This window comes from Brachybacterium aquaticum, from assembly GCF_014204755.1.
Classification (GTDB): domain Bacteria; phylum Actinomycetota; class Actinomycetes; order Actinomycetales; family Dermabacteraceae; genus Brachybacterium; species Brachybacterium aquaticum.
Window position 1 is genome coordinate 3081216 of the sequence record NZ_JACHLZ010000001.1, and the last position, 24770, is coordinate 3105985.

Annotated in this window: 24 protein-coding genes; 10 read left to right on the plus strand and 14 right to left on the minus strand. The window is 72.6% G+C overall.

What is annotated here, in order from left to right:
* Positions 1 to 25 precede the first annotated feature (25 nt).
* Entirely contained in the window at positions 26 to 1156 is a 1131-nt protein-coding gene (locus HNR70_RS13835; protein ID WP_184326168.1) for a thiamine pyrophosphate-dependent enzyme, read from the minus strand.
* A 152-nt stretch (positions 1157 to 1308) separates the two neighbouring features.
* Here HNR70_RS13835 and HNR70_RS13840 point away from each other — a divergent pair, with 152 nt between their 5' ends.
* Positions 1309 to 1779 carry an Lrp/AsnC family transcriptional regulator gene (locus HNR70_RS13840; protein WP_184326169.1) on the plus strand — a complete coding sequence of 157 codons (471 nt, stop codon included), beginning with the start codon at positions 1309 to 1311 and terminating at the stop codon, positions 1777 to 1779.
* Positions 1780 to 1839: 60 nt separating this feature from the next.
* Here HNR70_RS13840 and HNR70_RS13845 read toward each other — a convergent pair whose 3' ends face one another.
* From HNR70_RS13845 to HNR70_RS13855, 3 genes are all read right to left on the minus strand, one after another.
* The gene (locus HNR70_RS13845) at positions 1840 to 2865 is read right to left on the minus strand and encodes a Gfo/Idh/MocA family protein (protein ID WP_184326170.1); all 1026 of its coding nucleotides are present in this window, start codon (positions 2863 to 2865) and stop codon (positions 1840 to 1842) included.
* On the minus strand, positions 2859 to 3869 hold the full coding sequence (locus HNR70_RS13850; protein ID WP_246375234.1) for a Gfo/Idh/MocA family protein: 1011 nt from the start codon (positions 3867 to 3869) through the stop codon (positions 2859 to 2861). The genes HNR70_RS13845 and HNR70_RS13850 overlap by 7 nt, the downstream gene beginning before the upstream one ends.
* Positions 3870 to 4112: 243 nt before the next feature.
* The gene (locus tag HNR70_RS13855) at positions 4113 to 5339 is read right to left on the minus strand and encodes a nucleoside permease (protein ID WP_184326171.1); all 1227 of its coding nucleotides are present in this window, start codon (positions 5337 to 5339) and stop codon (positions 4113 to 4115) included.
* 457 nt (positions 5340 to 5796) lie between these two features.
* On the opposite strand from HNR70_RS13855, the gene HNR70_RS13860 reads away from it, so the two are divergent.
* Complete coding sequence (locus HNR70_RS13860) at positions 5797 to 6267, plus strand: MarR family winged helix-turn-helix transcriptional regulator (RefSeq protein WP_184326172.1); 471 nt, start codon at positions 5797 to 5799, stop codon at positions 6265 to 6267.
* A 102-nt stretch (positions 6268 to 6369) separates the two neighbouring features.
* On the opposite strand, the gene HNR70_RS13865 is transcribed toward HNR70_RS13860, so the two are convergent.
* On the minus strand, positions 6370 to 6864 hold the full coding sequence (locus tag HNR70_RS13865; protein WP_184326173.1) for a flavodoxin domain-containing protein: 495 nt from the start codon (positions 6862 to 6864) through the stop codon (positions 6370 to 6372).
* A gap of 340 nt (positions 6865 to 7204) precedes the next feature.
* Here HNR70_RS13865 and HNR70_RS13870 point away from each other — a divergent pair, with 340 nt between their 5' ends.
* Positions 7205 to 7756, plus strand: coding sequence for an AMIN-like domain-containing (lipo)protein (locus HNR70_RS13870; protein WP_184326174.1), 552 nt, complete (start codon positions 7205 to 7207; stop codon positions 7754 to 7756).
* Between the two features lie 72 nt (positions 7757 to 7828).
* On the opposite strand, the gene HNR70_RS13875 is transcribed toward HNR70_RS13870, so the two are convergent.
* Complete coding sequence (locus HNR70_RS13875; RefSeq protein ID WP_184326175.1) at positions 7829 to 8470, minus strand: response regulator; 642 nt, start codon at positions 8468 to 8470, stop codon at positions 7829 to 7831.
* Complete coding sequence (locus HNR70_RS13880) at positions 8467 to 9747, minus strand: sensor histidine kinase (RefSeq protein ID WP_312857679.1); 1281 nt, start codon at positions 9745 to 9747, stop codon at positions 8467 to 8469. The genes HNR70_RS13875 and HNR70_RS13880 overlap by 4 nt, the downstream gene beginning before the upstream one ends.
* 130 nt (positions 9748 to 9877) lie before the next feature.
* Between HNR70_RS13880 and HNR70_RS13885 the strand changes: the two genes are divergently transcribed.
* On the plus strand, positions 9878 to 10960 hold the full coding sequence (locus HNR70_RS13885) for an ABC transporter permease (RefSeq protein WP_184326176.1): 1083 nt from the start codon (positions 9878 to 9880) through the stop codon (positions 10958 to 10960).
* 5 nt (positions 10961 to 10965) lie between these two features.
* Positions 10966 to 11730, plus strand: coding sequence for an ABC transporter ATP-binding protein (locus HNR70_RS13890; protein ID WP_184326177.1), 765 nt, complete (start codon positions 10966 to 10968; stop codon positions 11728 to 11730).
* Positions 11731 to 11782: 52 nt separating this feature from the next.
* Here the strand turns inward: HNR70_RS13890 and HNR70_RS13895 are convergent, their stop codons facing one another.
* A complete protein-coding gene (locus HNR70_RS13895) occupies positions 11783 to 13201 on the minus strand; it encodes an aminotransferase class I/II-fold pyridoxal phosphate-dependent enzyme (RefSeq protein ID WP_184326178.1) in 1419 nt (472 codons plus the stop codon).
* A gap of 134 nt (positions 13202 to 13335) precedes the next feature.
* Here HNR70_RS13895 and pdxS point away from each other — a divergent pair, with 134 nt between their 5' ends.
* The gene (gene pdxS / locus HNR70_RS13900) at positions 13336 to 14256 is read left to right on the plus strand and encodes a pyridoxal 5'-phosphate synthase lyase subunit PdxS (protein ID WP_184326179.1); all 921 of its coding nucleotides are present in this window, start codon (positions 13336 to 13338) and stop codon (positions 14254 to 14256) included.
* Positions 14253 to 14858 carry a pyridoxal 5'-phosphate synthase glutaminase subunit PdxT gene (pdxT, locus tag HNR70_RS13905; protein ID WP_312857680.1) on the plus strand — a complete coding sequence of 202 codons (606 nt, stop codon included), beginning with the start codon at positions 14253 to 14255 and terminating at the stop codon, positions 14856 to 14858. Before pdxS ends, pdxT begins: the two co-directional genes overlap by 4 nt.
* Before the next feature lie 137 nt (positions 14859 to 14995).
* Here the strand turns inward: pdxT and HNR70_RS13910 are convergent, their stop codons facing one another.
* Both HNR70_RS13910 and HNR70_RS13915 read right to left on the minus strand, forming a co-directional pair.
* Positions 14996 to 15625: a superoxide dismutase gene (locus HNR70_RS13910; RefSeq protein WP_184326180.1), complete on the minus strand. Its 630-nt coding sequence runs from the start codon at positions 15623 to 15625 to the stop codon at positions 14996 to 14998.
* A 178-nt stretch (positions 15626 to 15803) separates the two neighbouring features.
* Positions 15804 to 16499 carry a hypothetical protein gene (locus HNR70_RS13915; protein ID WP_184326181.1) on the minus strand — a complete coding sequence of 232 codons (696 nt, stop codon included), beginning with the start codon at positions 16497 to 16499 and terminating at the stop codon, positions 15804 to 15806.
* A 362-nt stretch (positions 16500 to 16861) separates the two neighbouring features.
* Here HNR70_RS13915 and HNR70_RS13920 point away from each other — a divergent pair, with 362 nt between their 5' ends.
* The gene (locus tag HNR70_RS13920; protein WP_184326182.1) at positions 16862 to 17143 is read left to right on the plus strand and encodes a hypothetical protein; all 282 of its coding nucleotides are present in this window, start codon (positions 16862 to 16864) and stop codon (positions 17141 to 17143) included.
* A gap of 11 nt (positions 17144 to 17154) precedes the next feature.
* On the opposite strand, the gene HNR70_RS13925 is transcribed toward HNR70_RS13920, so the two are convergent.
* Positions 17155 to 17559, minus strand: coding sequence for a barstar family protein (locus HNR70_RS13925; protein WP_184326183.1), 405 nt, complete (start codon positions 17557 to 17559; stop codon positions 17155 to 17157).
* Between the two features lie 127 nt (positions 17560 to 17686).
* Here HNR70_RS13925 and HNR70_RS13930 point away from each other — a divergent pair, with 127 nt between their 5' ends.
* Positions 17687 to 18115, plus strand: a complete 429-nt coding sequence (locus tag HNR70_RS13930; protein WP_184326184.1) for a MerR family transcriptional regulator — start codon at positions 17687 to 17689, stop codon at positions 18113 to 18115.
* Between the two features lie 67 nt (positions 18116 to 18182).
* Here HNR70_RS13930 and HNR70_RS13935 read toward each other — a convergent pair whose 3' ends face one another.
* From HNR70_RS13935 to aceA, 3 genes are all read right to left on the minus strand, one after another.
* The gene (locus HNR70_RS13935; RefSeq protein ID WP_184326185.1) at positions 18183 to 19664 is read right to left on the minus strand and encodes an Hsp70 family protein; all 1482 of its coding nucleotides are present in this window, start codon (positions 19662 to 19664) and stop codon (positions 18183 to 18185) included.
* A gap of 114 nt (positions 19665 to 19778) precedes the next feature.
* Positions 19779 to 21455: a malate synthase A gene (aceB, locus tag HNR70_RS13940; RefSeq protein ID WP_184326186.1), complete on the minus strand. Its 1677-nt coding sequence runs from the start codon at positions 21453 to 21455 to the stop codon at positions 19779 to 19781.
* A gap of 151 nt (positions 21456 to 21606) precedes the next feature.
* Positions 21607 to 22935: an isocitrate lyase gene (gene aceA / locus HNR70_RS13945; RefSeq protein ID WP_184326187.1), complete on the minus strand. Its 1329-nt coding sequence runs from the start codon at positions 22933 to 22935 to the stop codon at positions 21607 to 21609.
* A 168-nt stretch (positions 22936 to 23103) separates the two neighbouring features.
* Between aceA and HNR70_RS13950 the strand changes: the two genes are divergently transcribed.
* Complete coding sequence (locus tag HNR70_RS13950) at positions 23104 to 24636, plus strand: helix-turn-helix domain-containing protein (RefSeq protein ID WP_184326188.1); 1533 nt, start codon at positions 23104 to 23106, stop codon at positions 24634 to 24636.
* The last annotated feature ends 134 nt before the right edge of the window (positions 24637 to 24770 follow it).

Sequence of the window (24770 nt, forward strand, 5' to 3'; positions counted from 1 at the left end):
ACGGGGGCCGGAGTGGTGGGGGCGCTCATGAGTCCTCCCCGAGCGCGGGGCCGAGGGAGGCCTCGAGGGCGGCGAGCTGATCGCGCTGGCGCACGAGGCCGGGGTGCTCGGTCTCCAGGACGTGGCGGAACATGCTCTCCACGTCCGGCGGGGTGAGCTCGGCGAGCGCGGCGCGCAGGGCGGTGGCAGCCTCGGCCGCACGCTCGGCGGCCCGGGCCCGGACCTGCTCCACGGGCGCGCCGAGCTGCTCGAGGTGGCGCTCGAGGCGCAGGATCGGGTCGCGCCGGCGCCAGCGGTCGAGCTCGGCCTCATCGCGGTAGCGGGTGGGGTCGTCGCTGGTGGTGTGGGGGCCGAGGCGGTAGGTGACGGCCTCGAGGAACATCGGGCCGCCGCCGGCGCGGATACGCTGGGCGGCGAGCCGGCTCGCGGCGCGGACGGCGAGGACGTCGTTGCCGTCCACGCGCAGCACGGGGATGCCGACGCCGACGGGCCGGTGGGACAGCGGCACGATGGACTGCACCCCGATCGGCTCGGAGATCGCGTACTGGTTGTTCTGGCAGAAGAACAGCACCGGGACCTGGAACGACGCGGCGAACACGAGTGCCTCGGCGAAGTCGCCCTGGCTCGTGGCGCCGTCGCCGAAGCAGGCGACGGTGATCCCGTCCTCCCCGCGGGTGCGGGTGGCCATGGCGTGGCCGACGGCGTGGAGGGTCTGGGCGGCGATGACCACCTGCGGGGTGGCCATGCGGCGCGCGAAGGGGTCCCAGCCGGACAGGGCGGTGCCGCGCCAGACGGCGAGCATCTCCGCCGGGGTGACCCCGCGCAGCCAGGCCAGGCCGTTCTCGCGGTAGGAGGTGAACAGGAAGTCGTCCGGGTCCAGGGCGCGGCTGAGCCCGATCTGCGCGGCCTCCTGCCCCTTCAGCGGCGGCCACAGCCCGAGCTCGCCCTGGCGCTGCAGGGCGACGGCCTCGTCGTCGATCGCGCGCAGCACGGTCATGTCGGCGAGCAGGTCGGCGAGGGCGTCCTGGTCGAGGTCGGTGAGCAGGGGGTCGAGCGTAGGGCTGCGATGGCGGGTGCCGTCCTCGGCGAGCACCTGCAGCGGCTGGTCCGGGCCGCCGACCAGATCGTGGTCGGTCTCCGGGATGGTCGTCGACATACGGACCTCCAGGTTCCGCGGCGCCTTGTGGGCGCCGTGACGTCGTCGTCCCGTTCCACGCTACGCGCCCGGTGCAGTCCGAGCAATCATGCCGTCCCAGATTGTGCATAACGCTCTTCCTGGGAGCCTACGGTCCCGTAGGATCACGCACTATGCACACCGTGGATGACACCGATCGTCGGATCCTGCTGGCGATGACCGAGAACCCCCGCTCGACGATCGTGGCGCTCGCGGAGAAGCTGGGCCTGTCCCGCAACACCGTCCAGGCACGGCTCGCGGCGCTCGAGGCGGGCCCGGCGCTGCAGGGCTATGACCGGCGCCTGCACGCCGCCTCGCTCGGCTACCCGCTGACGGTCTTCATGACCACGCAGGTGGACCAGCCGCACCTCGAGCACGTGGTGGAGCAGCTGCGGGAGATCCCCGAGGTGGTGCAGGTCCACGGCCTCTCGGGCCTGAACGACATCCTGGTGCGCTGCGTGTGCCGGGACACCGAGGACCTCTACCGGGTCAACAAGCTCGTGCTCGGCTGCGAGGGCGTGATCCGCACGGACACGTCGCTCGCCATGGGCGAGCTGATCCCGTTCCGCCTCGCGCCGGTGCTGGAGCGGGATCTGGAGGGGTGAGGGCGCTGCGGAATTGGGGGCGCCGTCGACGTGAGGGCGCTGTCGACCAGAGGGCGCAGGTCAGCGCGCCAGCGCGACCGGCTGCCCGGTGCGCACCGACTCCTGCGCTGCGGCGACCACGCGGAGAGTCCGCAGCCCCACCTCGCCGTCCGGCGCCGCGGCCTCCCCACGCCGCACGGCGGTGAGGAAGGAGTCCAGCAGCAGGGCGTCGAGATCGGTGCCGTAGGGCAGCCAGCGTCCGGGCCCGCCCACGTGCTGGGCGAAGGCGTCGATCTGCAGCTGTCCGCCGGTGCCGACGGCCTGGAGGGTCAGGCCGCCCCAGGTGGGGGCGTCGGCCGGCTGGGACCAGGAGCAGTCGATCGTCGCGACGACGCCGGAGTCGTAGGTCAGGGTCACCAGTCCCCCGGTCTCGGCGCCCTCCCCCGCCCGGTCGGCGGCGAGGATGCGGTTCGTGACGGCGTGGACGCTCGCGGGCTCGCCGAGCACGGAGTCGAGGATCTCGGCGACGTGCACGGTGTGGTCCACGAGCGATCCGCCGCCGGCGAGCGCGACGTCGGTGAACCAATCCCGCGCGGTGGGAAGCACGCCGTTGTTCGTACCGGTCAGGCCCACGACCTCGCCGAGCGTGCCGTCCGCGATCGCGGCGCGCAGCGCCTGCACGGCCGGGGAGAAATGGACGGGGAAGGCGGTCATGAGCACCACGCCGGCCTCGTCGCATGCGGCACGCATGGCCTCGGCGTCGGCGACGGTGGTGGCCAGCGGCTTCTCGCACAGCACGTGGACACCGCGCCGTGCGGCCTCGAGCACGAGGTCGCAGTGGTGGGCGTTGGCGCTGGTGACGATGACGGCGTCGGGCCCGCCCGGCCAGGCCTCCCACGCCTCCTCGTAGCCGGCGACGACCCGCACGCCCTGCACGTCCCCGTACCCGTCGGGGTCGGCGACGACGAGTTCCACGTCGTCGCGCGCCTCGAGGAGGGCCGCGTAGGTGGCGGCGTGGGTGTGGGCGCAGCTCAGCAGCGCGATGCGCAGGGGCCGACGCGCGGCCTGGGACTGGGGCTGGGGCGAGGTGGAGGGCGAGGTCAGCATGCGATGCTCCGTCCGGTGCGGAGGGACTCGAGGGCCGCACGGGCGACCTCGACGGCGCGAGCCCCGTCCGCCGCCTCGACCCGGGCGGGAGCACCCGTGGCGCGGGCGCGCACGAAGTCGGCGAGCTCGGCCGCGTAGGGATCGCGCATCGTAGAGACGTCCGGGAGGAAGCCGTCGCCGGCGGCCTGGCGCGCGGAGGCGACGGGGTCGAAAGCAATGCCGACGTCGGCCGCGCTGTCGTACTGGAGGCGCCCGGCGTCCCCGGCGAGGTCGAAGGTGTAGCGGAACTGCGTGCCCTCCGGCCCCCAGAAGCCGCGGCAGTGGCTGAGCGCGCCGGAGCGGTGGGTGAGGACCACGTGGGCGGTGCGCACGGCGCCGTCGGAGGCGGCGATGCTCTGCTGGGCGTAGACGCGCTCGGCATCGCCCGCGAGCCAGAGCGCCTGGTCGAGGTCGTGGATCATCTGGTCCATCACGATCCCGCCGGAGAGCTCCTCGTCCGCGTACCAGGGGCGGTCCGGGAGCGCGCCGGTGCGCTCGAAGCGCAGTACGGCGAGGGTCCCGATGTCGCCGCGGCGCACCGCCTCGCGCGCCGCGACGTACTGCGGGAAGTAGCGCACCACGTGCGCGGGGAACAGCATGCGACCTGCACGCTCGGCATGGGCGACGAGGTCGAGCGCCTCCTCCCCCGTCAGCGCCAGCGGCTTCTCGCAGACCACGTCGCGGCCCGCGTCGAGGGCGGCGCGCACGATCGCGGGGTGGTCCGGGGTGGGGGTGCACACGTCCACCACGTCGACCGCGGCGAGCAGCGCCTCGAGGGAGCCGTGGGCGGTCGCACCGGCCTCGCGGGCGAACTCGTCCGCGCCCTGGAGGCCGACGCAGTGCAGCTCCGCACCGAGGTCCTGCCAGCCGGGCAGGTGCGCACGGGCGATCTCGCCGGTGCCGACGATGCCGACCCGCAGCGGGGCGGCGAGGTCGTGCATGGCCGGAGGGTCCTGCTGGGGCATGGGGTGGGTCTCCGTCGCTGGAGGGGCGTGGGCCGGTGTCGATCCTAGCGAGGGTCGGTGCACGTCGGGCACGGTGCCTGGTGCGTCGCTACGGCGCCGTAGCACCGACGCACCAGGCGCCGTGGCCTCGGAATTCCGACGTGTCAGGCACCTTGACCGCACCGCACCGACACCACAGGGCCCGCACCTGCTGACCGATGTCAGTGAGGTGCGGGCCCTGTGGCGCGTGACGAGCTGACGGGATCAGGACTGCACGGCCGCCGGCTCCGGCGCCTCCTTCTCCTTGAACAGGGTCGCGAAGAAGAGCGTCACGAGCACCGCGAGCCCGGCGGGGATCAGCCAGATGGCGCGCCATTCATGGGTGCCGTCGGCGGCGATGAAGGCGTCGACGATCGGGCCGGAGATGAGCGAGCCGATCAGCAGGCCCACACCGTAGGTGGCCAGCGAGATGAGGCCCTGCGCGGCCGAGCGCACCTTCGCGGGGGCGAAGCGGTCGGTGTAGATCTGCCCGGCGACGAAGAAGCAGTCGTAGCAGATGCCGTGCAGGAGCAGGCCGATGACCACGATCCACAGCAGGGAGCCGGCGTCGCCGAAGGCGAACAGGGTGTACCGCAGGGCCCAGGCGATCATGCCGAGGAGCAGGGTCTTCTTGATGCCGAGGCGCTTGAGCATCAGCGGCATGATCAGCAGGAACAGTGCCTCGGAGACCTGGCCGAGGGACTGCAGCGCCGCGGCGCGCTGCACGCCGATCTCGTTGAGGTAGAGGTTGGTGAAGTTGTAGTAGAAGGCGAGCGGGATGCAGATGAGGATCGAGGCGATGAAGAAGACCAGGTAGGAGCGGGTCTTCAGCAGCGCGAGCGCATCGAGGCCCAGGATGTCGCGCACGGTGGTGGGGCCGTCGGTCTGCTCCGGCGGGGTGTGCGGGAGGGTGAACGCGTACACGCCGAGCAGCGCGGAGCCGATCGCGGCCATGACGAAGGTGTTGGCGAGCAGTCCGCCGGTCTCCCAGCCGAGCCAGCCGATGAGGAGGCCCGCGACGATCCAGCCGATGGTGCCGAACACGCGCACGGAGGGGAACTGCCGCTCGGGGCTCTGCATGCGGCGGAAGGAGATCGAGTTCGCCAGCGCCAGCGTCGGCATGAACGAGATCATCGCCAGCAGCGAGAACACGAAGAACGCCCCGAAGTCGTCCTGCCGCCCGGCGAGGAAGAGCATCACGGCGCTGAACAGGTGCAGCACGCCGAGGATGCGCTGGGCGGCGAAGAAGCGGTCGGCGATGAGGCCCACGATGAAGGGCGCGAGGATCGCCCCGAGGGACTGGGTGAGGAAGGCCAGCGCGATCTGGCTGCCGGAGGCGCCGAGGTCGGAGGCGAGATAGGTGCCGAGGGTGACGAACCAGGCTCCCCAGACGAAGAACTCCAGGAACATCATCGTCGACAGACGGAGGCGGATGACGGGGTCAAGGGTCATGTCCCGGGAAGCTGCCCCTCGGGCGGTTGACGGGACAGGGGTCCGGGGCAACCCTTTTCCATCGTTGCCGAATCCTCGCCTGGCACGTGCCAGGCATCATGCGCGAAGGCCTTGCCGAAGGTTCCCCGAAGCACCTCTCCCTAGAACGCGAGGATGCCTGGTGCGTCGGTATTCGCGCGAATACCGACGCCCCAGGCATCCTGGTCCAGCGATGCCGACGCCTCAGGCATCGTGCACCGCGATCGAGGGGATCAGGCCCCCATGGTCACCACGGTCTTGCCGCGGGAGGAGGCGTCGGCCGCGAAGGCCTCGACGCCCTGGGAGAGCGGGAAGGTGCCCGCGATGCGCGGGGCCTCGGCGGAACTCTGCGGAGGTCTGCGGATCTGCGCGGTGCTCTGCGGCCCCGTGCCGCGGAGCTGCGCCGATCCAGCGCGCTCCCAGAAGTACTCTTCTCCTCATGACGGCCGACGACGAACCCCGCTGGCTCACCGCGGAGGAGCAGGAGACCTGGCGCGCCCTGGGCAGCCTGATCGTGCGCCTGCCGGCGGCGCTGGACGCGCAGCTGCGCCGGGACGCAGGGATCACCCACTTCGACTACCAGGTGATGTCGCACCTCTCCGAGCAGGAGGGACGCACCCTGCGGATGAGCGAGCTCGCCGAGCGCACGGACTCGAGCCTGCAGCGCCTCTCGCAGGTGGTCTCACGCCTGGAGAAGAAGGGCTGGATCTCGCGCAGGCTCGATCCGGCCGACGGCCGCTTCACCCTGGCGACCCTCACCGAGCAGGGCTGGGACAAGGTGGTCGCCACCGCGCCCGGCCACGCCAACGAGGTGCGCGACCTGGCGATCGATCCGCTCTCCACCGTCCAGAAGCGGCAGCTCCTGGCCATCAGCCGGCGCATCGTGGGAACGATCGAGGCAAAGGACTGAGGTCCAGGGCGCACCCGCCGGCCGAGCACTCACCGCGTCGGCCGGACCCGGCCCTCCAGGACCTCGGCCCTCACCCCGCGAGCGGCGTCAGCCCTTGAGCAGTCAGCCCTTCAGCAGCGGCGCGATCTCGCGCCCCCAGGCGGCGACCGCGTCGAGGTCGCGGAAGTCGCCGACGGGGGTGCGCATCGACTTCAGCATCACGCGCTCGTGCAGGGGGATGCGATCCATGAGCACCCAGCCGGGGAAGTTCGCGACCGCCACCGGGGTGAGCGAGAGGTCCTTCAGCAGGCCGTCGGTGGCCTTGCTGTGCTCGCGCTTGGCGGGGTTCGCGGCACCGCCGGAGCAGGAGAAGAAGGCGAAGGGCTTCGCGGCCAGGGTCGACTCGTACTTCTTCGCCCAGGAGGAGGCACTCTTCTCGACGGACTCGATGCGCACGCCGGAGCCGAGCACCACGGCGTCGTAGCCGGCGGGGTCCGGGGCCTCGGCGAGGTCCACGAGCGCGCAGTCCACCCCCTGCTCCGTCAGGGCGCCGACGAGCGTCTCGGCGAGGGTGCGGGTGGCTCCGGAATGAGTGGCGTAGGCGACGAGCGCAGTCATGCCGCTCATCGTGCCAGGCGCGTCGGCCGCCCCTTCGGGACCTCTGGCCGCCCGGCCGGCCATCCTGCGCGCCGAAGGGCCCGCAGAACCCCGAGAAATGGGCGAAGAGTGCACGAAAAGCATTTCCGAGCCCTTTTCCGCGGGCCGTGTCCGCACCTCCTCCACACCGCCTCCACAGCTCCTCCACTACCGGACGGGAGTGAGCGAAAGCCCAGTTCAGCCAATTATTACGGTTTGACAGTCATGACTTCCCGGTCACTGGATTCCGGGCGCGGGAAAGGCGCACCATACCTTATCGGCCGTGGTCGCCCGACCCGGTCGTCCTATGAAGGAGGCTGGGATGAGAAAGCGTATCCTCGCCGCGCTCGCGAGCGCGGCGTTCGTCCTCGGTCTGGGAATGACCGTCGCACCCGCAGCGGAGGCCGCACCGTACTGCGGCATCACCTGGGGGTCCCTCCAGAAGTCCAAGGCCGGGATGTCCACGGCCAAGATCACCGATTTCCGCGCCGGCAAGCATGACTGCTTCGACCGGCTCGTCGTCGACCTGAACTACAAGGTCAAGGGCTACTCCGTGCGCTACGTCGACGTGGTGCGCTCGCCCGGCTCCGGATTCGCTGTGCCGCTGTCGGGCGCCGCGGATCTCCAGATCACCGTTCTCGCTCCGGCCTATGACGACAACGGCCGGATCACCTACAACCCCCGCTCAAACCCGCGTCAGCTCGTGAACGTCAGCGGTTACACGACGTTCCGCCAGGTCGCGATGGCGGGCAGCTTCGAGGGCGAGACCACGCTGGGTCTGGGCGTCCGCGCCCGGCTCCCCATGAGGGTGCTCGTGCTGGACGGTCCCGGCAACGGGTCCCGCCTCGTCATCGACGTCGCCCACAAGTGGTGACCTCGCACCCCGCTCCACCGACGCACCGGTGATCCCGCCCTCGGGATCACCGGTCCGTCATGTCAGGGCTGCTCAGCGGATCAGCCGCCGCTCCCGCGCCACCCGCAGCGCCGCGGTGCGGCTGGTGACGCCGAGCTTCTCGTAGAGGTGGACGAGGTGGGTCTTCACCGTGGACTCGGAGATGAACAGCCGTCTGGCGACCTCGCGGTTCGTGGCGCCGGAGGCGAGGGCCTCGAGGATCTCCGCCTCGCGCGGGGACAGGGCGCCGGCGGGGTCGGTCATCCGCCGCACCAGGCGCTGCTGGACCTCCGGGGAGAGGACGCTGCGGCCGCTCGCCGCCTCGTGCACGGCGGCGGAGAGCGCCTCGGTCGGGGAATCCTTGAGGACGTAGCCGGTGGCGCCGGCCTCGAGGGCGCCGACGATGTCCGCCTCGGCGTCGAAGGTGGTCACGGCGAGGACCTGCACGCCGGGATGGGCGGCGCGCAGTCGACGGGTGGTCTCGATGCCGTCGATCCCGGCGCCGAGGTTCAGGTCCATGAGCACCAGGTCCGGTGCGCCCTCCGGGGCGGCGGCCAGCTCGTCGATCCGCGCGAGCGCCGCCTCGCCGGTGTCGACCTCGGCGACGACCTCGACGTTCCCGCCGGCCTCGAGCAGGGCGCGCAGCCCGGCACGGACCACGGGGTGGTCGTCCACCATCATCACGCGGATGCTCATCGCGTCTCCCTCTGCAGGTCAGCCTGTGGCCCCGGCGCCGCGAACGGCAGGGCGAGGCCGACGGTCGTGCCCTCCCCCGGGGTCGAGTCGATGCTCACGGTGCCGCCCGCGGCGGCGATGCGGGAGCGCAGCAGGCGCAGCCCGTCCCCGCCCTCCCCCGTCGGCCGGGCCGGGGCCGAGGGGTCGAAGCCGATCCCGTCGTCGACGACGTCGAGGGTGAGCCGGTCCTCGAACCAGCCGAGCGTGAGCACGCACCGCTCGGCGCGCGCGTGGCGAAGCACGTTTGCGAGCAGCGACTGGGCGGCGCGCTGGACGGTCCCGACCGTGGCCGCGGGCAGCTCGCGGGCCTGCCCGTCCACGCGCAGCTCGAGTCGGGTGGCGGGGGCGAGCGGGGCGGTGCGGTCGACGACGGCGCGCAGTGCCTGCTCGAGGTCGTCGGCCGACGTGCGCTCGGCGAGGTCGCGCACGAGCAGGCGCGCGTCGGCGAGATTCGCGCGGGCCGTCTCCTCGATGCGGGTGAAGTCGCCGGCGGCCTGGGGGTGGGCGGCGCCGGCGCTGCGGGAGAGCAGCACGATGGAGTTCAGGCCCTGGGCGAGGGTGTCGTGGATGTCCTGGGCGAGGCGCTGGCGCTCCTCGGCAACGCCCTTGCGCCGCTCGGAGTCGGCGAGGTCGGCCTGGGCCTCGCGCAGCTGGGCGAGCAGGCGAAGGGTCCGCGCGGACTCCTCCAGCAGGGAGCGCCACACGGTGTGGGCGACGAGGGTGAACACCGCTCCGACCACGGGGCCCACGATCTCGCCGACGCCGAGGGAGTCCTGGGCGCCGACGGCGAGCGGGGCGAGTACGGCCCAGGCGGTGACGGCGGCGAGCGCGAGCGGCCCGGCGGGGCGGCCGAGCGTGAACAGGACCAGGAAGAACAGCGGGAACGCGACCCACACGAACGCGGCGGAGACGAGCGTCGCGGCGACCCAGGCGGCGAGCAGGCCCAGCATCCAGGCCGGGGAGGGCAGCAGCAGGTCGGTCGCGGCGACGTCGGCGGGGCCTCGGCCGCGGCGGGCGAGGGCGGAGCCGGCGGCGTAGATCCCGGCGACCAGGAGTGCTGCGGCGATAGCGAGGGCGGGGTGGACGTGGTCGGCGGTGATCGCGCGCAGCGCCCCGAGCGCCGGCAGCGCCGCGAAGGCCAGGTGCATCGCGCCGCGCAGAACGGTCGCGAGGGTGCGCGGCGCGGCGGGCTCGGCGGCGCTGGGCAGGGCGGGGTCGGGGGCGGGCAGGGCGGTCACCCGGCCACTCTAGGTCCGCGCGCTCCGCGCGGCATCGTCCGAAAGGACCGGTCCGGAACGGTCCGTCCGTCGGCCGACGGGGCCCTCGCGGGCCGATGTGCCCGGGCGCCGGCGGCGATGGGATGGGGGCATGTTCGTCGCACTGAGAGACATCGTCCACGCCAAGGGGAGGTTCACGCTGATGATCGGCGTGATCGCCCTGCTCACCCTCCTGCTGGTGCTGCTCACGGGCCTCACCCGGGGCCTCGCCCACCAGAACATCTCCGCCATCGAGGAGCTCCCGGCCGATGCCGTGGTCCTCACCCCCACCCTCGGGGACTCCGTCTCCTGGGCCGACTCGCAGATCACGACCGACCAGGCCGCGACCTGGGAGGACACCCCCGGGCTCGGGACCGAGCCGCTGTCGGTCGGGCAGATGAGGATCGCGGCCGACGACGCCGTGACCTCACTGGCCCTGTTCGGCATCGCCCCGGACGGCGAGGTCGCCGCCGCTCTGCCCGCTGCGCCCGCCGACGGCGAGGTGCTGCTGCCGGCCGACATCGCGGACGCACTCGACGTCGCCACCGGCGACCCCGTCAGCGTCAACGGCCAGGACCTCACCGTCGCCGGCACCGTGGGGACGACCTGGTACTCCCACTCCGAGGTCGGGTACGTGGACGCGGCGACCTTCCGATCGCTCGCCCACCAGGGTGAGGACACGGCGGGCAGCGCGCTGCTGGTGCGCGACGGGGGCGAGGGTGCGGAGGCTCCTGCCGCCGTGAGCGCCGCGGACGCCACCGGCACCCGCGTGATGAGCGTGGGCGCCTCGCTGCAGGCGCTGCCGAGCTACTCCTCGGAGAACGGCTCCCTCACCCTCATCCAGGCCTTCCTCTACGGCATCTCCGCCCTGGTCACGATCGCGTTCCTGTCCGTGTGGACGATCCAGCGCACCCGCGACATTGCGGTGCTGCGCGCCCTCGGCGCGACCGGCGGCTACGTGCTGCGGGACACCGTGGGCCAGGCCGCGATCCTGCTCGTCGTCGGCGCGGCCGTGGGAGGTCTCGTCGGCGGCGCCGGCGGGGCGGCCCTCGCGACCGTCGCCCCCTTCGAGTCCTCCGCGCTCACCGTCGCCCTGCCGGTCGGCGGGGTGCTCGTCATCGGGCTGCTCGGCTCGATCCTCGCCACCCGGCGCGTCACCCGCGTCGATCCGCTGCTCGCCCTGGGAGGGAACTGATCCCCATGCACACCACCGAACCCACTGCCACCACTGACAGCACTGTCATCACCGCCCCCGCCCTCGAGATCTCCGGGGTGAGCGTGCGCTATCCCGACGGTCGCGAGGCCGACGGCACTCCCCGCACCGTCACCGCGCTCGACGACGCGCACCTGAGCGTCGGCCGCGGCGAGTTCGCGGTCATCCTCGGCCCCTCGGGCTCGGGGAAGTCCACCCTCCTCTCGGTCGCCGCCGGGCTCGTCGTCCCCGATGCTGGGCACGTGCTCGTGGGCGGCACGGACCTCGCCGGCCTCTCCGAGAAGCGCCGCACCGCAGTGCGCCGCGACCGGATCGGCGTGGTCTTCCAGCAGCCGAACCTGCTGCCCGCCCTCACCGTGCGCAAGCAGCTCACCATCACCGGGCACATCGCAGGGCTCCGCGGGCGCGCGCTGCAGGCGCTCGGCGAGCGGGCCGACGCGATGCTCGAGCGGGTGGGCATGGGCGAGTACGCCCGGCGCCGCCCCCATGAGCTCTCCGGCGGCCAGCGTCAGCGGGTGAACATCGCCCGCGCGCTGGTGACGGATCCGGCGGTGCTGCTGGTGGACGAGCCGACCAGCGCCCTGGACCACGAGCGCTCCCGCGCCGTGGTGGACCTGCTGGTGGGGATCACCCGCGAGCTGCAGGTGGGCACCGTGATGGTCACCCACGACGAGGAGTTCGCCGAGGACGCGGACCGCGTCATCTCCCTGCGCGACGGGCACGTGCATGCGCTGGAGACCGCGGAGGCGTGAGCCTGCTGACCGCCGGAACGGTCGGACGCCCTGTGCTCTCCTCCACCCCGGGTCAGCGGCACGCCGCGGCGAGATCTGCGGCCAGGGCGTCCAGCTCGGCGTCGTCGAGGTCGTGGACGGTGATCCTCAGGTGATCCTCCGCTGCGGCGCCGGGCTCGTCCGGGACCAGGCGGAACTCGTCCCCGGTGCGCACCAGCCAGCCGCTCCGCGCGAGGTCGGCCGCGACCTGCGCGGCGGGACGGGGCACCGGCACCCACAGGCTCATCCCGTCCCCGGGGGTCACCGGCACGCCCTGGGCGGTGAAGCGGCGGGCGGCCTCGGCGCTGCGCTCGGCATAGTGGTCGCCGGCGCGCTCGATGATCTCCCGCGTCCCCTCCGCGCGCAGCATGCCGTGGGCGAGGCGCTGCAGCAGGTGGCTCACCCAGGTGGTGCCGGGGCTGAGGCGCAGGGCCAGGCGCCGCGCGGTCTCCGGATCGGTGGCGGTGACGGCGAGGCACAGGTCCGGGCCGAGGAACTTCGAGACCGAGCGGATCAGCGCCCACCGCCGGTGCTCCGCGGGGACCACCGAGCGGAAGGGGCTGCGGGAGAGCATCGAGTAGTAGTCGTCCTGGATGACCAGCACGTACGGGTGCTCCGCGAGCACCTGTCGCAGCTCCTCCGCGCGCTGCTCGGTGAGCGAGGCGCCCGTCGGGTTCTGGGCGCGCGGGGTGAGCACCACGGCCCGGGCCCCGGCCTCGAGCGCGGCGCGCAGACCGTCCGGGGTCATGCCTTCGTCGTCGACCGGCACCGGGTGCGCGCGGTAGCCGGCGTGGCGGACGGTCTGGATGCTCGCGAGGAAGCAGGGGTCCTCGAGCGCGACCGCGTCGTCGCGGGTCAGGGCCTGGGTGAGCAGGCGCTCGATCGCGTCGACGGCGCCGCTGGTCAGCGTCAGGGCGATCTCCGCGCCGCCGTCGCCGCCCGCGTCGGCGCTGCCCGGCCCGTCGGCCGCACGGGTCCCGCCCGGCACGTCGGGCGCCATCCACCCCCGCGCCCAGGCCTCGAAGCCGGGGTCGATGACCGGTTCGCCGTAGAGCACGGGGCGGCCGACGACGCCGGGCAGCACGGGCGCGGGATCGGGGATGAGGGCGGGGGCGGGGTTGCCGGTGCCGAGGTCGCGCAGCGTTCCCGCGGGAACGTCTGCGGAGAGCCCTGCGAGCGTGGAGGCGGCGGCGAAGCCCTCCTGGGGGACATCGGGGGTGCCGGCCACGCGGGTGCCGGCGCGACCCTGTCCGACGACGACCCCGTCGCGGGCGAGGCGGCGATAGGCGGCAACGGCGGTGTTGCGGTTGACGCCGAGGCGCTCGGCGAGGGCGCGCACCGGCGGGAGCAGGTCAGCGGCCCCGAGCTCGCCGCGCTCGACGAGGGACCGCACACTGCCCGCGATCTCCGCCGCGGTGGTGCCGCTGATCTGCGCGCTCGCGGGGGCCTCCACGTGCTCGAGTGTAGGGCGGCCGTCGGCCCCGTGGCCCGCCCGTGCTACCTTTTGGCCTAGATCAAAGTGGTGCAGGGAGGGTCGCGGCGTCAGGAGCCGTCGGCCCGCGCCGCGCGAGCTGCGAAGGAGCTCCGATGAGCGCCCCTGCCCCCACCGCACCCACCTCTGCTGTGCCCAGCACCGGCACCCGCACCGTCAAGCGCGGCCTCGCCGAGATGCTCAAGGGCGGCGTCATCATGGACGTCGTCACCCCCGAGCAGGCCCGCATCGCCGAGGACGCGGGCGCCGTGGCCGTCATGGCGCTCGAACGGGTCCCGGCCGACATCCGCGCCGAGGGCGGGGTCTCCCGCATGAGCGACCCCGACATGATCGACGGCATCATCGAGGCCGTCTCGATCCCGGTCATGGCCAAGGCCCGCATCGGCCACTTCGTGGAGGCGCAGGTGCTGCAGGAGCTGGGCGTGGACTACATCGACGAATCCGAGGTCCTCTCCCCGGCGGACTACACGCACCACATCGACAAGCACCGCTTCACCGTCCCGTTCGTCTGCGGCGCGACGAACCTCGGCGAGGCCCTGCGCCGCATCAGCGAGGGCGCGGCGATGATCCGCTCCAAGGGCGAGGCCGGCACCGGCGACGTCTCCGAGGCCACCAAGCACATCCGCCGCATCCGTGCGGAGATCGCGGGCCTGCGCCACCTGAGCCCGGATGAGCTATACGTCGCGGCGAAGGAGCTCCAGGCCCCCTACGACCTGGTCGCGGAGGTCGCCGAGACCGGTGAGCTGCCGGTGGTGCTGTTCACCGCGGGCGGGGTCGCGACCCCGGCGGACGCCGCGATGATGATGCAGCTCGGGGCCGACGGGGTGTTCGTCGGCTCCGGGATCTTCAAGTCCGGCGAGCCCGCGAAGCGCGCCGCCGCGGTCGTGAAGGCGACGGCCTTCCACGACGATCCCGCGGTGATCGCCGAGGTGTCCCGCGGTCTCGGCGAGGCGATGGTCGGCATCAACGTCGCCGACCTGCCCGCCCCGCACCGCCTGGCCGAGCGCGGCTGGTGAGCGCCCCGATCGCGCTCCGGGTCGGGATCCTCGCCCTGCAGGGGGACGTGCGCGAGCACGCCCGCACCCTGCAGCGGCTGGGGGCCGAGGCGGCGGAGGTGCGCCGTCCCGCCGAGCTGGAGGGCCTCGACGCGCTCGTGCTTCCGGGCGGGGAGTCCAGCGTGATCGACAAGCTCTCGCGGCAGTTCGGGCTGCGGGAGCCGCTGCGCGCCGCGATCGTGGACGGACTGCCTGTGTACGGGACGTGCGCGGGGATGATCCTGCTGGCGGACCGGGTCGAGGACGCGATCGCGGGGCAGCAGACCCTCGGCGGGCTCGACGTCACGGTGCGCCGCAACGCCTTCGGCCGGCAGACGGAGTCCTTCGAGACCACGCTCGCGGTGCCGGCGCTCGGCCCCGCGCCGGTGACGGCGACCTTCATCCGGGCCCCCGAGGTGACGGAGGTCGGCCCGGGCGCCACCGTCCTGGCGCAGCTCGAGGACGGGCGGATCGTGGCCGTCGAGCAGGGGTCGCTGCTGGCGACGGCCTTCCATCCGGAGGTCGCCGGGGAGGACCGCTTCCACCGCCGGCTGCTCGAGCGCGCGGCGGCACGGCGGGGTTGAGGGCGGCACGGCTGAGGGCGGCCGACGGGGTCAGTCCGGACCCGGACATGACAGCGGCCGGCCCCTCCTCGTGGAGGGACCGGCCGCTGTCTTGTCACTCCCCCGCGATGACGGGAAGGGAGCGAGCGGAGTGGGGCTCAGGCGCCGGGGACGACGATCCCGGACGCGTTCGAGCGGGCGTTCTCGAACCGTGCCTGGACATCCGCCCAGTTCACGATGTCCCAGATCGCCTTGACGTAATCGGCCTTCACGTTCTGGTAGTCCAGGTAGAAGGCGTGCTCCCACATGTCCAGCTGGAACAGCGGGATCGTCGCGACCGGCACACCGTTCTGCTGATCGTAGAACTGCTCGATCACCAGGTTCCCACCGGCCGGCTCGTAGGCGAGCACGGCCCAGCCGGAGCCCTGGATGCCCAGCGCCGCCGCGGTGAAGTGCGCACGGAACGCGTCGAACGAGCCGAAGTACTCATCGATCGCGGCCGCCAGCTCGCCGGTCGGCTTGTCGCCGCCCTCCGGGGAGAGGTTCTTCCAGAAGATCGAGTGGTTGGTGTGACCGCCCAGGTTGAACGCGAGGTCCTTCGAGAGCTGGTTGATCGACCCGAAGTCGTTCGCCTCCCGCGCCGCCGCGAGCTTCTCCAGCGCCGTGTTCGCGCCCTTGACGTAGGTCGCGTGGTGCTTGGAGTGGTGCAGCTCCATGATCCGGCCCGAGATCGAGGGATCCAGCGCCCCGTAGTCGTAGTCGAGATCCGGAAGCGTGTAGTCCGCCATGATCAGTCCTTTCGTCGAGGTGATGCCTCAACCCTAGATCCTCCCGCCCGGCAGTGGGCAGCCAGGGCGTCATCGTTCGTCACCAGCGCAATCGGTCACCTCCGCCCATGCGCCTGCCCCCGTCGATTCTCATGAACTCCTCGGACTCGTCGCGCGGAATCATCACCCGCCCTCCTCGTCATGTCGTGACGTCCCGCGCGAGGTGGCGCGGGCGCTCGGCCTCGGTGGCGGGCCTACCCGGCAGGTCCCGGAACCACTCCTGGTTGAAGGGCCCGCCGCCGTCAGCTTCAGGACGCCACCAGACGCCTGCCTCGTCGACCTCTGCCCCCTCGAACCCTGCCCCTTCCCACCGCAGCAGGGCCACGGTGCGCTTACCGACCACGCGGCAGACGAGACCGCGGTCCAGATACGTCGCGGCCATGGCGACCGCGACATCCCCCTCACCGTTGTCGTATCCGTCGGGGCTGTTCACCGTCCAAGGGCCGATGTCCACCTCGAGCTCCTCCCCGATCTCGTCATCCTGCTCGGAGAGCTCCTCGACCCGCCGGACGACCACCCGCCGCTGGGCCGCCCCCTGTGCGGTGAGCGTGATGTCCCCGTCCTCACCGACCCGACGGCTCACGGGGCTCGAGCACTGCGACAGGATGGCTGTCGCAACGATCTCGCGGCTCGTCTCCTCCTCCGGCCCCCCGATGAGGACGACACCCGTCTCGGGAAGCCGCACTCGCGGCTCCCTCCTCACCATGGCCAGGACCTCTTCCACGGCCCCGAAGACCGCGGCTATGGGAAGGAGGACGACCATCACTGCGAGCCACAGCGGCGCGAGCACGATCCACCCCAGGACGGTGCCCGCAGCGGTGAACAGCGTCCTCATGAACCGTCCCTCCCTTCCGTGTCCGGAAGGTCCGTCCCTTCCGTGTCCGCCGACCAGTCCCGCAGCACTGAGCGGTCCCCCATGCAGCGGAGGCGGCGAAGCAAGGCTCGTCCCTCCGTGAGTGGGGTGGTCATTCCGGCTCCCGGGCGTCGTCGGATCAGAGCGGGCGCGGCATGTCATGGTCCGTCTGCTCGCGTCCGCGAATCGTACTGCGACCTGCGGCCCCCTGGAGGTTGACGGTCCTCGAGCAGGCACCGGCACCGGTGATCGATCCCGTGCTCGCTCGTGCAGGTCGCGTGCCATCGGCCGCGTGGAGCCGCGCCGCGCGCCCGCCGACCTCCCCACCGCTCTACGATGCGGGCATGGACTCCGCCCGTCCGCCCCGACGCGGGCGGCGCTCCCCCGGCGATCTCTCCCTCGGCTTCGGGATCATCGCCCTGCTCTGCGCCTTCGTCCCCGTGGTCGGGGACGTGCTCGCGGTGCCGCCGGGCCTCGCCGCACTGGTGCTCGGCTACCTCGGGGTAAGCCGGCACGACCGCGGGCTCGAGCACCGGGTGCTGCCGGCTGCGTTCGGTGCCGGCCTCGGGGTGATCGCGCTGTTCATCGTGGTGGTCTCGGTGATCGCCGCGCACGACACCGCCTGACCCACCCGCCGTCAGAGGACCGTCGGCTCTCCGGCGAGCACGAGGTCGATATGCGGGTGCTCGCCGAAGATCTCGAGCACAGTGTCGAAGTAGATGGGCCCGCCGTCGGCCTCGAGCCGGTCGAGCTTCCGCTGCGCGGCGTCCCGGTCGAAGCGCGGGTCCTCGAGCTTCGCGAGGAGCTGCGCCCTGGTGGTCTCGAGTCCCAGCGCCTCGGCCGCGATCGCGTGGTCCTGCCAGATCACCTTTGCCTCGCCCGCGCCGTGGAGGGCGCCGTAGCCGCCGCGGAGCATGTCGTCCAGCGCGTCGAGGCTCGGCCCGAGCGTCCAGTCCTCCCCGGCCATGAACACGCGGTTGATCTCGTCGTAGAACGTGGGGATGTCGCGCATGCGGGCGCCGTCGAGGCGGAGGGTCAGCATGCGCACCAGTGTCCCCCAGCCCCGTCCGCGCCGCCCCCCACGACCCCAGGGATCACATCAATGTCATTTCCGACGACACGCCGCTGACCTGCACGAATCCTGCGATCCGCACGAGTACGGTGCTTCCATGACCGCTCTTGACACCCGTGTGAACGATGCTGACACCCGTGTGAACCCCGCGACCGGGCCCGCCGGGGAGTCGTCCCTGTTCGGGATCGGCGAGCTGTCGGTGCGCACCGGGGTCAGCCCCCGCTCGCTGCGGTACTACGAGGAGCAGGGACTGCTCGCGCCGCGCCGCACCCCGGCCGGTCACCGCCGCTTCGACGCCGAGGCGGTGGACCGGGTGCTGCTGATCCAGCGCCTGTTCGCGGCCGGCCTCTCCAGCGCCGAGATCTCGCCGCTGCTGCCGAGCCTGCTGGGCCGGGAGGACGGCGCGGCCGAAGGGATCGGTGCGCTGCGGGAGCACCGTCGTCGGATCGATGCCCGGATCGCGCGCCTGCGCGACACCGCCGAGATCCTCGACGAGGTGCTCGAGGAGCACGCCCCGCGGGGCTGAGCCCCGTCGGCCGAATCCCCGAGCCCGCCCGGCCCGTCGGCCGCCCGGAGTGACTCCGCCGCGGCTCTCAGCCGCGGCGCGCCAGCCCGTACTCGCGGCTGTATCCGCTGGTCAGGTCCGTGATCCGCACGCGCACCACGCCGGAGGCGTCCACGGAGTAGATCTCCTCGATCTGCGGCCCGCCCTCGCGGCGCTCGACCGGCACCTCGGCGAGCGCGGCCTCGTCCAGGCCGCGCAGCGCCGGATCGAAGGGGAAGAGCACGTCCGCGTAGGGCACGAGGTCGCCGCGCGGCTCGCCGCCCTCGTCCAGTGCCGAGTGCTCCACGAACCGGAACCAGCCGAGGTTGTGCGCGGCAGTGTAGGTGCGGGTCACGGTGGTGGTGCCGGACTTCGGCAGGGGCGCGTCGGGGGTGAGGACCTGGTCGAAGGCGACGGCCTCGCCGGCGCGGGCCTCGCGGAACACGCCGATGCCGCGGGAGAGCCGGTCGGTGAGGGTGGCGTCCGCCTCGGGATCGGCGGCGATCGCGAGCCCGATGGCGGTGGAGGCGGCGGGGTGCGGGGAGCGGTGCACGCGGCGGCCGAAGCGCTCGCGCAGCATCCGGCCCACGAGGGGCAGGCCGGAGCCGCCGCCGACGAGGTAGATCCCGGCGATGCCGGAGTCGGCGTCGAGGTCGCCGACCAGCGGCGCCATCACCTCGAGGGTGCGCTCCACCAGCGGGGTGACCGCGGTGTTGAAGTTCTCGACGGGCAGCACGACGGGGTCGTGGTCGTCCCCGAGGTCGATCATCATCCGGCGGGTCTGCGGGGTCAGGCGCTCCTTGGCGGCGCGGCACTCCTCGAGCAGCAGCGTCGCGCCCTGCTCCCCGAGGTCCGCCTCGGTGAGGCCCGCTCGCTCGAGCACGAGCTCGGCGAGGGCGAGGTCGAAGTCGTCGCCGCCGAGGCGGTTCTCGCCGCGGCTGCCGAGCACGGAGTGCCCGGCCCCGTCGGCCTCCACCAGGGAGCTGTCGAAGGTGCCGCCGCCGAGGTCGTACACCGCGATGCGGGTGCGGCGGGCGGTGAGGCTGCGGGACTGGTGGTGGGTGTACTCGAAGCCGGCGGCGGAGGGCTCGTTGAGCATCGCGATCACGTCGATGTCGGCGCGTCGGAAGGCCTCGAGCGTCATGACGCGCTGGACCGAGTGGGCGTGGGCGGGGACCGAGACGGCGACCTGGCCGGGCGGGACGGGCAGCGCCTCGCGGACGGCGGTGAGGTAGGCGGTCATGAGGTCCAGCAGCGCGAACTCGCGCCCGCCGAGCTCGACCGTGGTGCCGGGATGGGTGCCCGGGTCGCCGAGCAGGCGCTTGAAGGAGCGCAGGTGCGGGGCGCCGGCGCGGGCGGCGCGCTCGGCCTCGAAGCCGTGCACGAGCTCCTCGCCGTCCAGGGCGATCAGGGAGGGGAAGTGCTCGTGCGCGTCGCCGTCGGGGTCCAGGAAGTGCAGCACGGGGTAGTTGCCCCGGTCCGCCCCTGCCGCGATGGTCCTCGTGGTGCCCATGTCGATTCCGATCCGCATAGGCATGAATCTAGCCGGGACGGGGTGCGGGGCGCCTGATGTTCCAGACTGTTCCCCGCACCCCGCCCCGGCGTTCATCCGCAGCGCTCACCGACGGTGGTCAGCGCGCCGGCATCACCCCAGGTGACGGTCGTACGCGCCGGTGGTGAGGAAGGCCGGGAAGTCCTCCCCCAGCACCGCCTCCTTCAGCAGCTCGGCCGCCTCGGGGACGCGGCTGCCCTGCTCGGTGTCCAGCTCGAGCACGGCCCGGTCGATGAAGTACTCGACCCGCTCCCGGGTGACCGGCATGCCCTCGTCGGTGAGCATGCCCTGGGTGATCCACTGCCACAGCTGCGAGCGGGAGATCTCCACGGTCGCCGCGTCCTCCATGAGGTGGTCGATCGCGACCGCCCCGGAGCCGCGCAGCCACGCGTCGAGATAGCGCAGGGACACCCGGATGTTCTGCCGGATCCCGGCGGCGGTGATGGTGCCGCCCTCGACGGTGAGGTCGAGCAGGTCCTCGGCGGTGACGTGCACGTCCTCCCGCAGGCGCTCCAGCTGGTTCGGGCGCTCGCCCATCACCGCGTCGAACTCGGCGCGCGCGGCGGGGACGAGGTCCGGGTGCGCCACCCAGGTGCCGTCGAAGCCGTCGCCGGCCTCGCGGCGCTTGTCCTCGGAGACCATGACCAGCGCCTGCCGGGTCACCTCCTCGTCCCCGCGGTCGGGGATGAAGGCGCTCATCCCGCCGATCGCGTGGGCGCCGCGACGGTGGCAGGTGGAGACCAGCAGCTCGGTGTAGGCGCGCATGAAGGGGACGGTCATGGTCAGCTGCGAGCGGTCCGGCAGCACGCGGCGCCGCCCGCGGTCGCGGAACATCTTGATGATGGAGAAGAGGTAGTCCCACCGCCCCGCGTTCAGGCCCGCGCAGTGCTCGCGCAGCTCGTAGAGGATCTCCTCCATCTCGAACGCTGCCGGCAGCGTCTCGATGAGCACGGTCGCCCGGATGGTGCCGTGGGTGATGCCCAGCTCCTGCTCGGCGAGCGTGAACACCTCGTTCCACAGCCGCGCCTCCAGGTGCGACTCGAGCTTGGGCAGGTAGAGGTAGGGGCCGGAGCCGCGGGCGATCAGCTCGGCCGCGTTGTGGAAGAGGTACAGCCCCGCGTCGATCAGCGACGCCGAGGTGCGCGAGGTGCGCCCGTCGGCGCGGACGTAGCGCAGGTGCTGCTCGGGGAGATGCCAGCCGCGGGGCCGGAACACGATCGTCGCGGTCTCCTCCTTCAGCCGGTACTCCTTCCCGTTCGCGCCGGTGAAGTCGATCTGCCGACGGATCGCGTCGCGCAGATTCAGCTGCCCGCCGATGACGCCGTCCCAGGTGGGACTCAGGGCGTCCTCGTGGTCGGCCAGCCACACCTTCGCCCCGGAGTTCAGGGCGTTGATGGTCATGCGCCGGTCGGTGGGGCCGGTGATCTCCACGCGCCGGTCCTCGAGGCCCGGGCCGGCGCCCGCGACCCGCCACGTCGGATCCTCGCGGATGTGCCGGGTGGTAGGCAGGAAGTCGAACATCGCCCCGCCGGAGATGGACTCGCGGCGCATGGCCCGGGCGGTGAGCAGCTCGGTGCGGCGCACCGCGAAGCGGTCGTGCAGCAGGGCGAGGAAGTCCAGCGCCTCGGGGGTGAGGATCTCCTCGAAGCGGGGCTGGAGCGGGGCGGTGATCTCGATCCGTCCGCGCGGGGCGGGCCGGGGCGCGGCCGACGGGGTCTGGCCGGGGCGTCGCTGCTCGGAGATCGGGCGGCGGTAGTCGATGAGGGTCATGGCGGGATCCTTTACGGGGAGATGCGGTGATGATCGGGAGGTGGCCCGGCGCGGGGTGGCGGGCCTGCGGTGCAGGTCAGAAGGGTGCTGAGGGATCGACCGGGGGCGGCGGGGTCTCCGCTCGCTGCCCCGGCTACGGGGCCGTCGGCGCTCAGTGGAACTGCGCCGTCTCGGTGGAGCCGGCGAGCGCCAGCGTGGACGAGGTGGGGTTCAGGGCGGTGGCGACCCGGTCGAAGTAGCCGGTGCCGACCTCGGCCTGGTGCTTGTGGGCGGTGAAGCCGTGGGCGGCGGAGGCGAACTCCGCCTCCTGCAGCTCGACGAAGGCGCTCATCTGCCGATCCCGGTAGCCGCTGGCCAGCTCGAACATGGCGTGGTTCAGGGAGTGGAAGCCGGCCAGGGTGATGAACTGGAAGGCGTAGCCCATCGCGGACAGCTCGCGCTGGAAGCGGGCGATCTGGTCGTCGTCGAGATTGCGCTTCCAGTTGAAGCTCGGCGAGCAGTTGTAGGCGAGCTTCTGGTCCGGGAACTGCGCGTGGATCTCCTCGGCGAAGCGGCGGGCGAGCTCGAGGTCCGGGGTGGCCGACTCGACCCACAGCAGGTCCGCGTACTCCGCATACGCGAGGCCACGGGCGATGACGGGCTCGATGCCGGGGGTGACCTCGTAGAAGCCCTCCGCGGTGCGGTCACCGGTGAGGAAGCGCCGGTCCCGCTCGTCGACGTCGCTGGTCAGCAGCGTCGCGGCGAGCGCGTCGGTGCGGGCGATGATGACGGTGGGGGTGCCGGCGACGTCCGCCGCGAGCCGGGCCGCGTTCAGGGTGCGCACGTGCTGGGAGGTGGGGATGAGGACCTTCCCACCCATGTGCCCGCACTTCTTCTCGCTGGCCAGCTGGTCCTCCCAGTGGACCCCGGCCGCGCCCGCCTCGATCATCTGGTGCATCAGCTCGTAGGCGTTCAGCGGCCCGCCGAACCCGGCCTCGGCGTCGGCGACGATCGGGGCCATCCAGTCGCGGCTGGTGGTGCCGGTCTCGGCGAACTCGATCTGCCCGGCGCGCTTGAGGGCGTTGTTGATGCGGCGCACGACGGCGGGGACGGAGTTGGCCGGGTACAGGGACTGGTCGGGGTAGGTCTGGCCGGAGAGGTTCGCATCCGCGGCGACCTGCCAGCCGGAGAGGTAGATGGCCTTCAGCCCCGCCCGGACCTGCTGGACGGCCTGGTTGCCGGTGAGCGCGCCGAGCGCGTAGACCCACGACTCCGGGTCCTCGGTGTTGCGCTGGATCATCTCCCACAGCGCCTCGGCGCCGCGGCGGGCGAGGGTCCGCTCCTCGCGGACGGGACCGGCGAGGGAGACGACGTCGGCGGCGGTGTGGTCGCGGCGCACGTTCGCCCAGCGGGAGTCGATCTCCCAATCGCGGGCGAGCTCCTCGGCGGTCATGGTCGGATCGCCGGGTCGGGGGGCGGTGCGCGGGGTCGAGTCGGTCATCGTCGGCTCCTCGGGGGTGCTGCGGCAGCCGGTGGGGCTGCCGTCCTCGGCGAACTTCGTCGAGTGGTCACACTCTGTCGGCTGCGCAAGCCCCTCAGAAGACCTTGTTCCGGAGAACTTCTGCGATATTTCTGTTCTTCAGAAGTAACCTGTGTCACTCTGTCCCGCATGGCCCAGAGAACCCAGACCCAGGCCCCGTCGGCCGTCATCCCGTCGGCCGACGACGAGGAGTTCGATCCGCTGCTGATCGGAAGGCGCATCCGCGCCGTGCGCACTGCGCGCGGTCTGTCCCTCGCCGAGCTCGCCGCACGCCTGGACCGGGCGCCCTCGCAGCTGTCGGTGATCGAGAACGGCCGGCGCGAGCTGCGGCTCGGGGAGCTGCGGCGCATCGCGCGGGTGCTCGAGGTGGGCGTGGACGAGCTGCTGGACCCCGAGCCGCCCACCCGTCGGGCGGCGCTCGAGATCGCGCTGGAGAAGGCGCAGGCCGGAGCGCTGTACCAGGGGCTCGGCCTGCCAGATCTGCCGGTGCGCAAGTCGCTCTCGGACGCGGCGATCGAGACGATCCTCGCCCTGCACGGGGAGCTGCGGCGCCTGCACGAGGAGCGGGCGGCGACCCCGGAGGAGGCGCGGCGCGTGAACGGGCAGCTGCGCGAGGAGCAGTCCGCCGCGGGGAACTACTACCCGGACCTCGAGGAGACCGCCCGGGACCTGCTGGGCAGGATCGACCACACGGGCGGGCCGCTCTCGCACCGCAAGGTGTCGCTGCTGGCCGAGCGCCTCGGCTTCAGCCTGCACTCGGTGCCGGACCTGCCGCACTCGGCCCGCTCGATCACCGACGCGGCGTCGATGCGGATCTACCTGCCGCTCGGGCGGGGCGCCGCGGATCCCCGCACCACCGTGCTGCAGGCCCTGGCCGCGCACCTGCTGGGGATGGCGGAGCCGGCAGACTACGGCGAGCTGCTGCGCCAACGGGTGGCAGTGAACTACCTGGCCGCGGCGATGCTGGTGCCCGAGGCGGGGGCGAGCGAGTTCCTCCAGCGAGCGAAGGCGCAGCGGGAGCTGTCGGTCGAGGACCTGCGCGACGAGTTCGCGGTGACCTACGAGCTGGCCGCGCACCGCTTCACGAACCTCGCCACCCACCATCTGGGGATCCCCGTGCACTTCCTCAAGGTCCACTCCTCCGGCACGATCGTGAAGGCTTACCAGAACGATCAGGTGCACTTCCCGACCGATGCGCTCGGCGCGGTCGAGGGGCAGCTGGTGTGCCGGTGGTGGAGCGCGCGGCGCGTGTTCCGCAGCGAGGACCGCATGGCGCAGTACAGCCAGTACACGGACAAGCCGGGCGGCACCTACTGGTGCACCTCCCGCATCGAGTCCGGCTCCGGCGGGGAGTTCTCGATCTCGGTGGGCACCGCCTTCGCGCACACCAAGTGGTTCCGCGGCCGGGAGACGAGCGTGCGCCATTCCTCGAGCTGCCCCGACCCGGACTGCTGCCGCCGCCCGTCCCCCGAGCTGGTCGAGCGCTGGCACGGCTCGGTGTGGCCGGTCGCGCGCCTGCACGCCTCGCTGCTCGCCGCGATGCCGACGGGCACCTTCACCGGGGTGGACCGGGTGGCGATGCTCGAGTTCCTCGAGCGGCACGCGCCCTCGGAGCCGCAGGCGCCGGCACAGCCGCAGGCGCCGTCGGCCGACGGGAGCTGAGCAGACGGGGACTGGGCGCAAGGACCGGCTCGGAGACGTCGCCGGACCGGGTCGAGCGAACGCGCCGGTCAGGGCGATCCCGGGATCCCTCGGAGCTCGTCGGGCGCCCAGGACGGCCAGTCCGGATCCCCGAT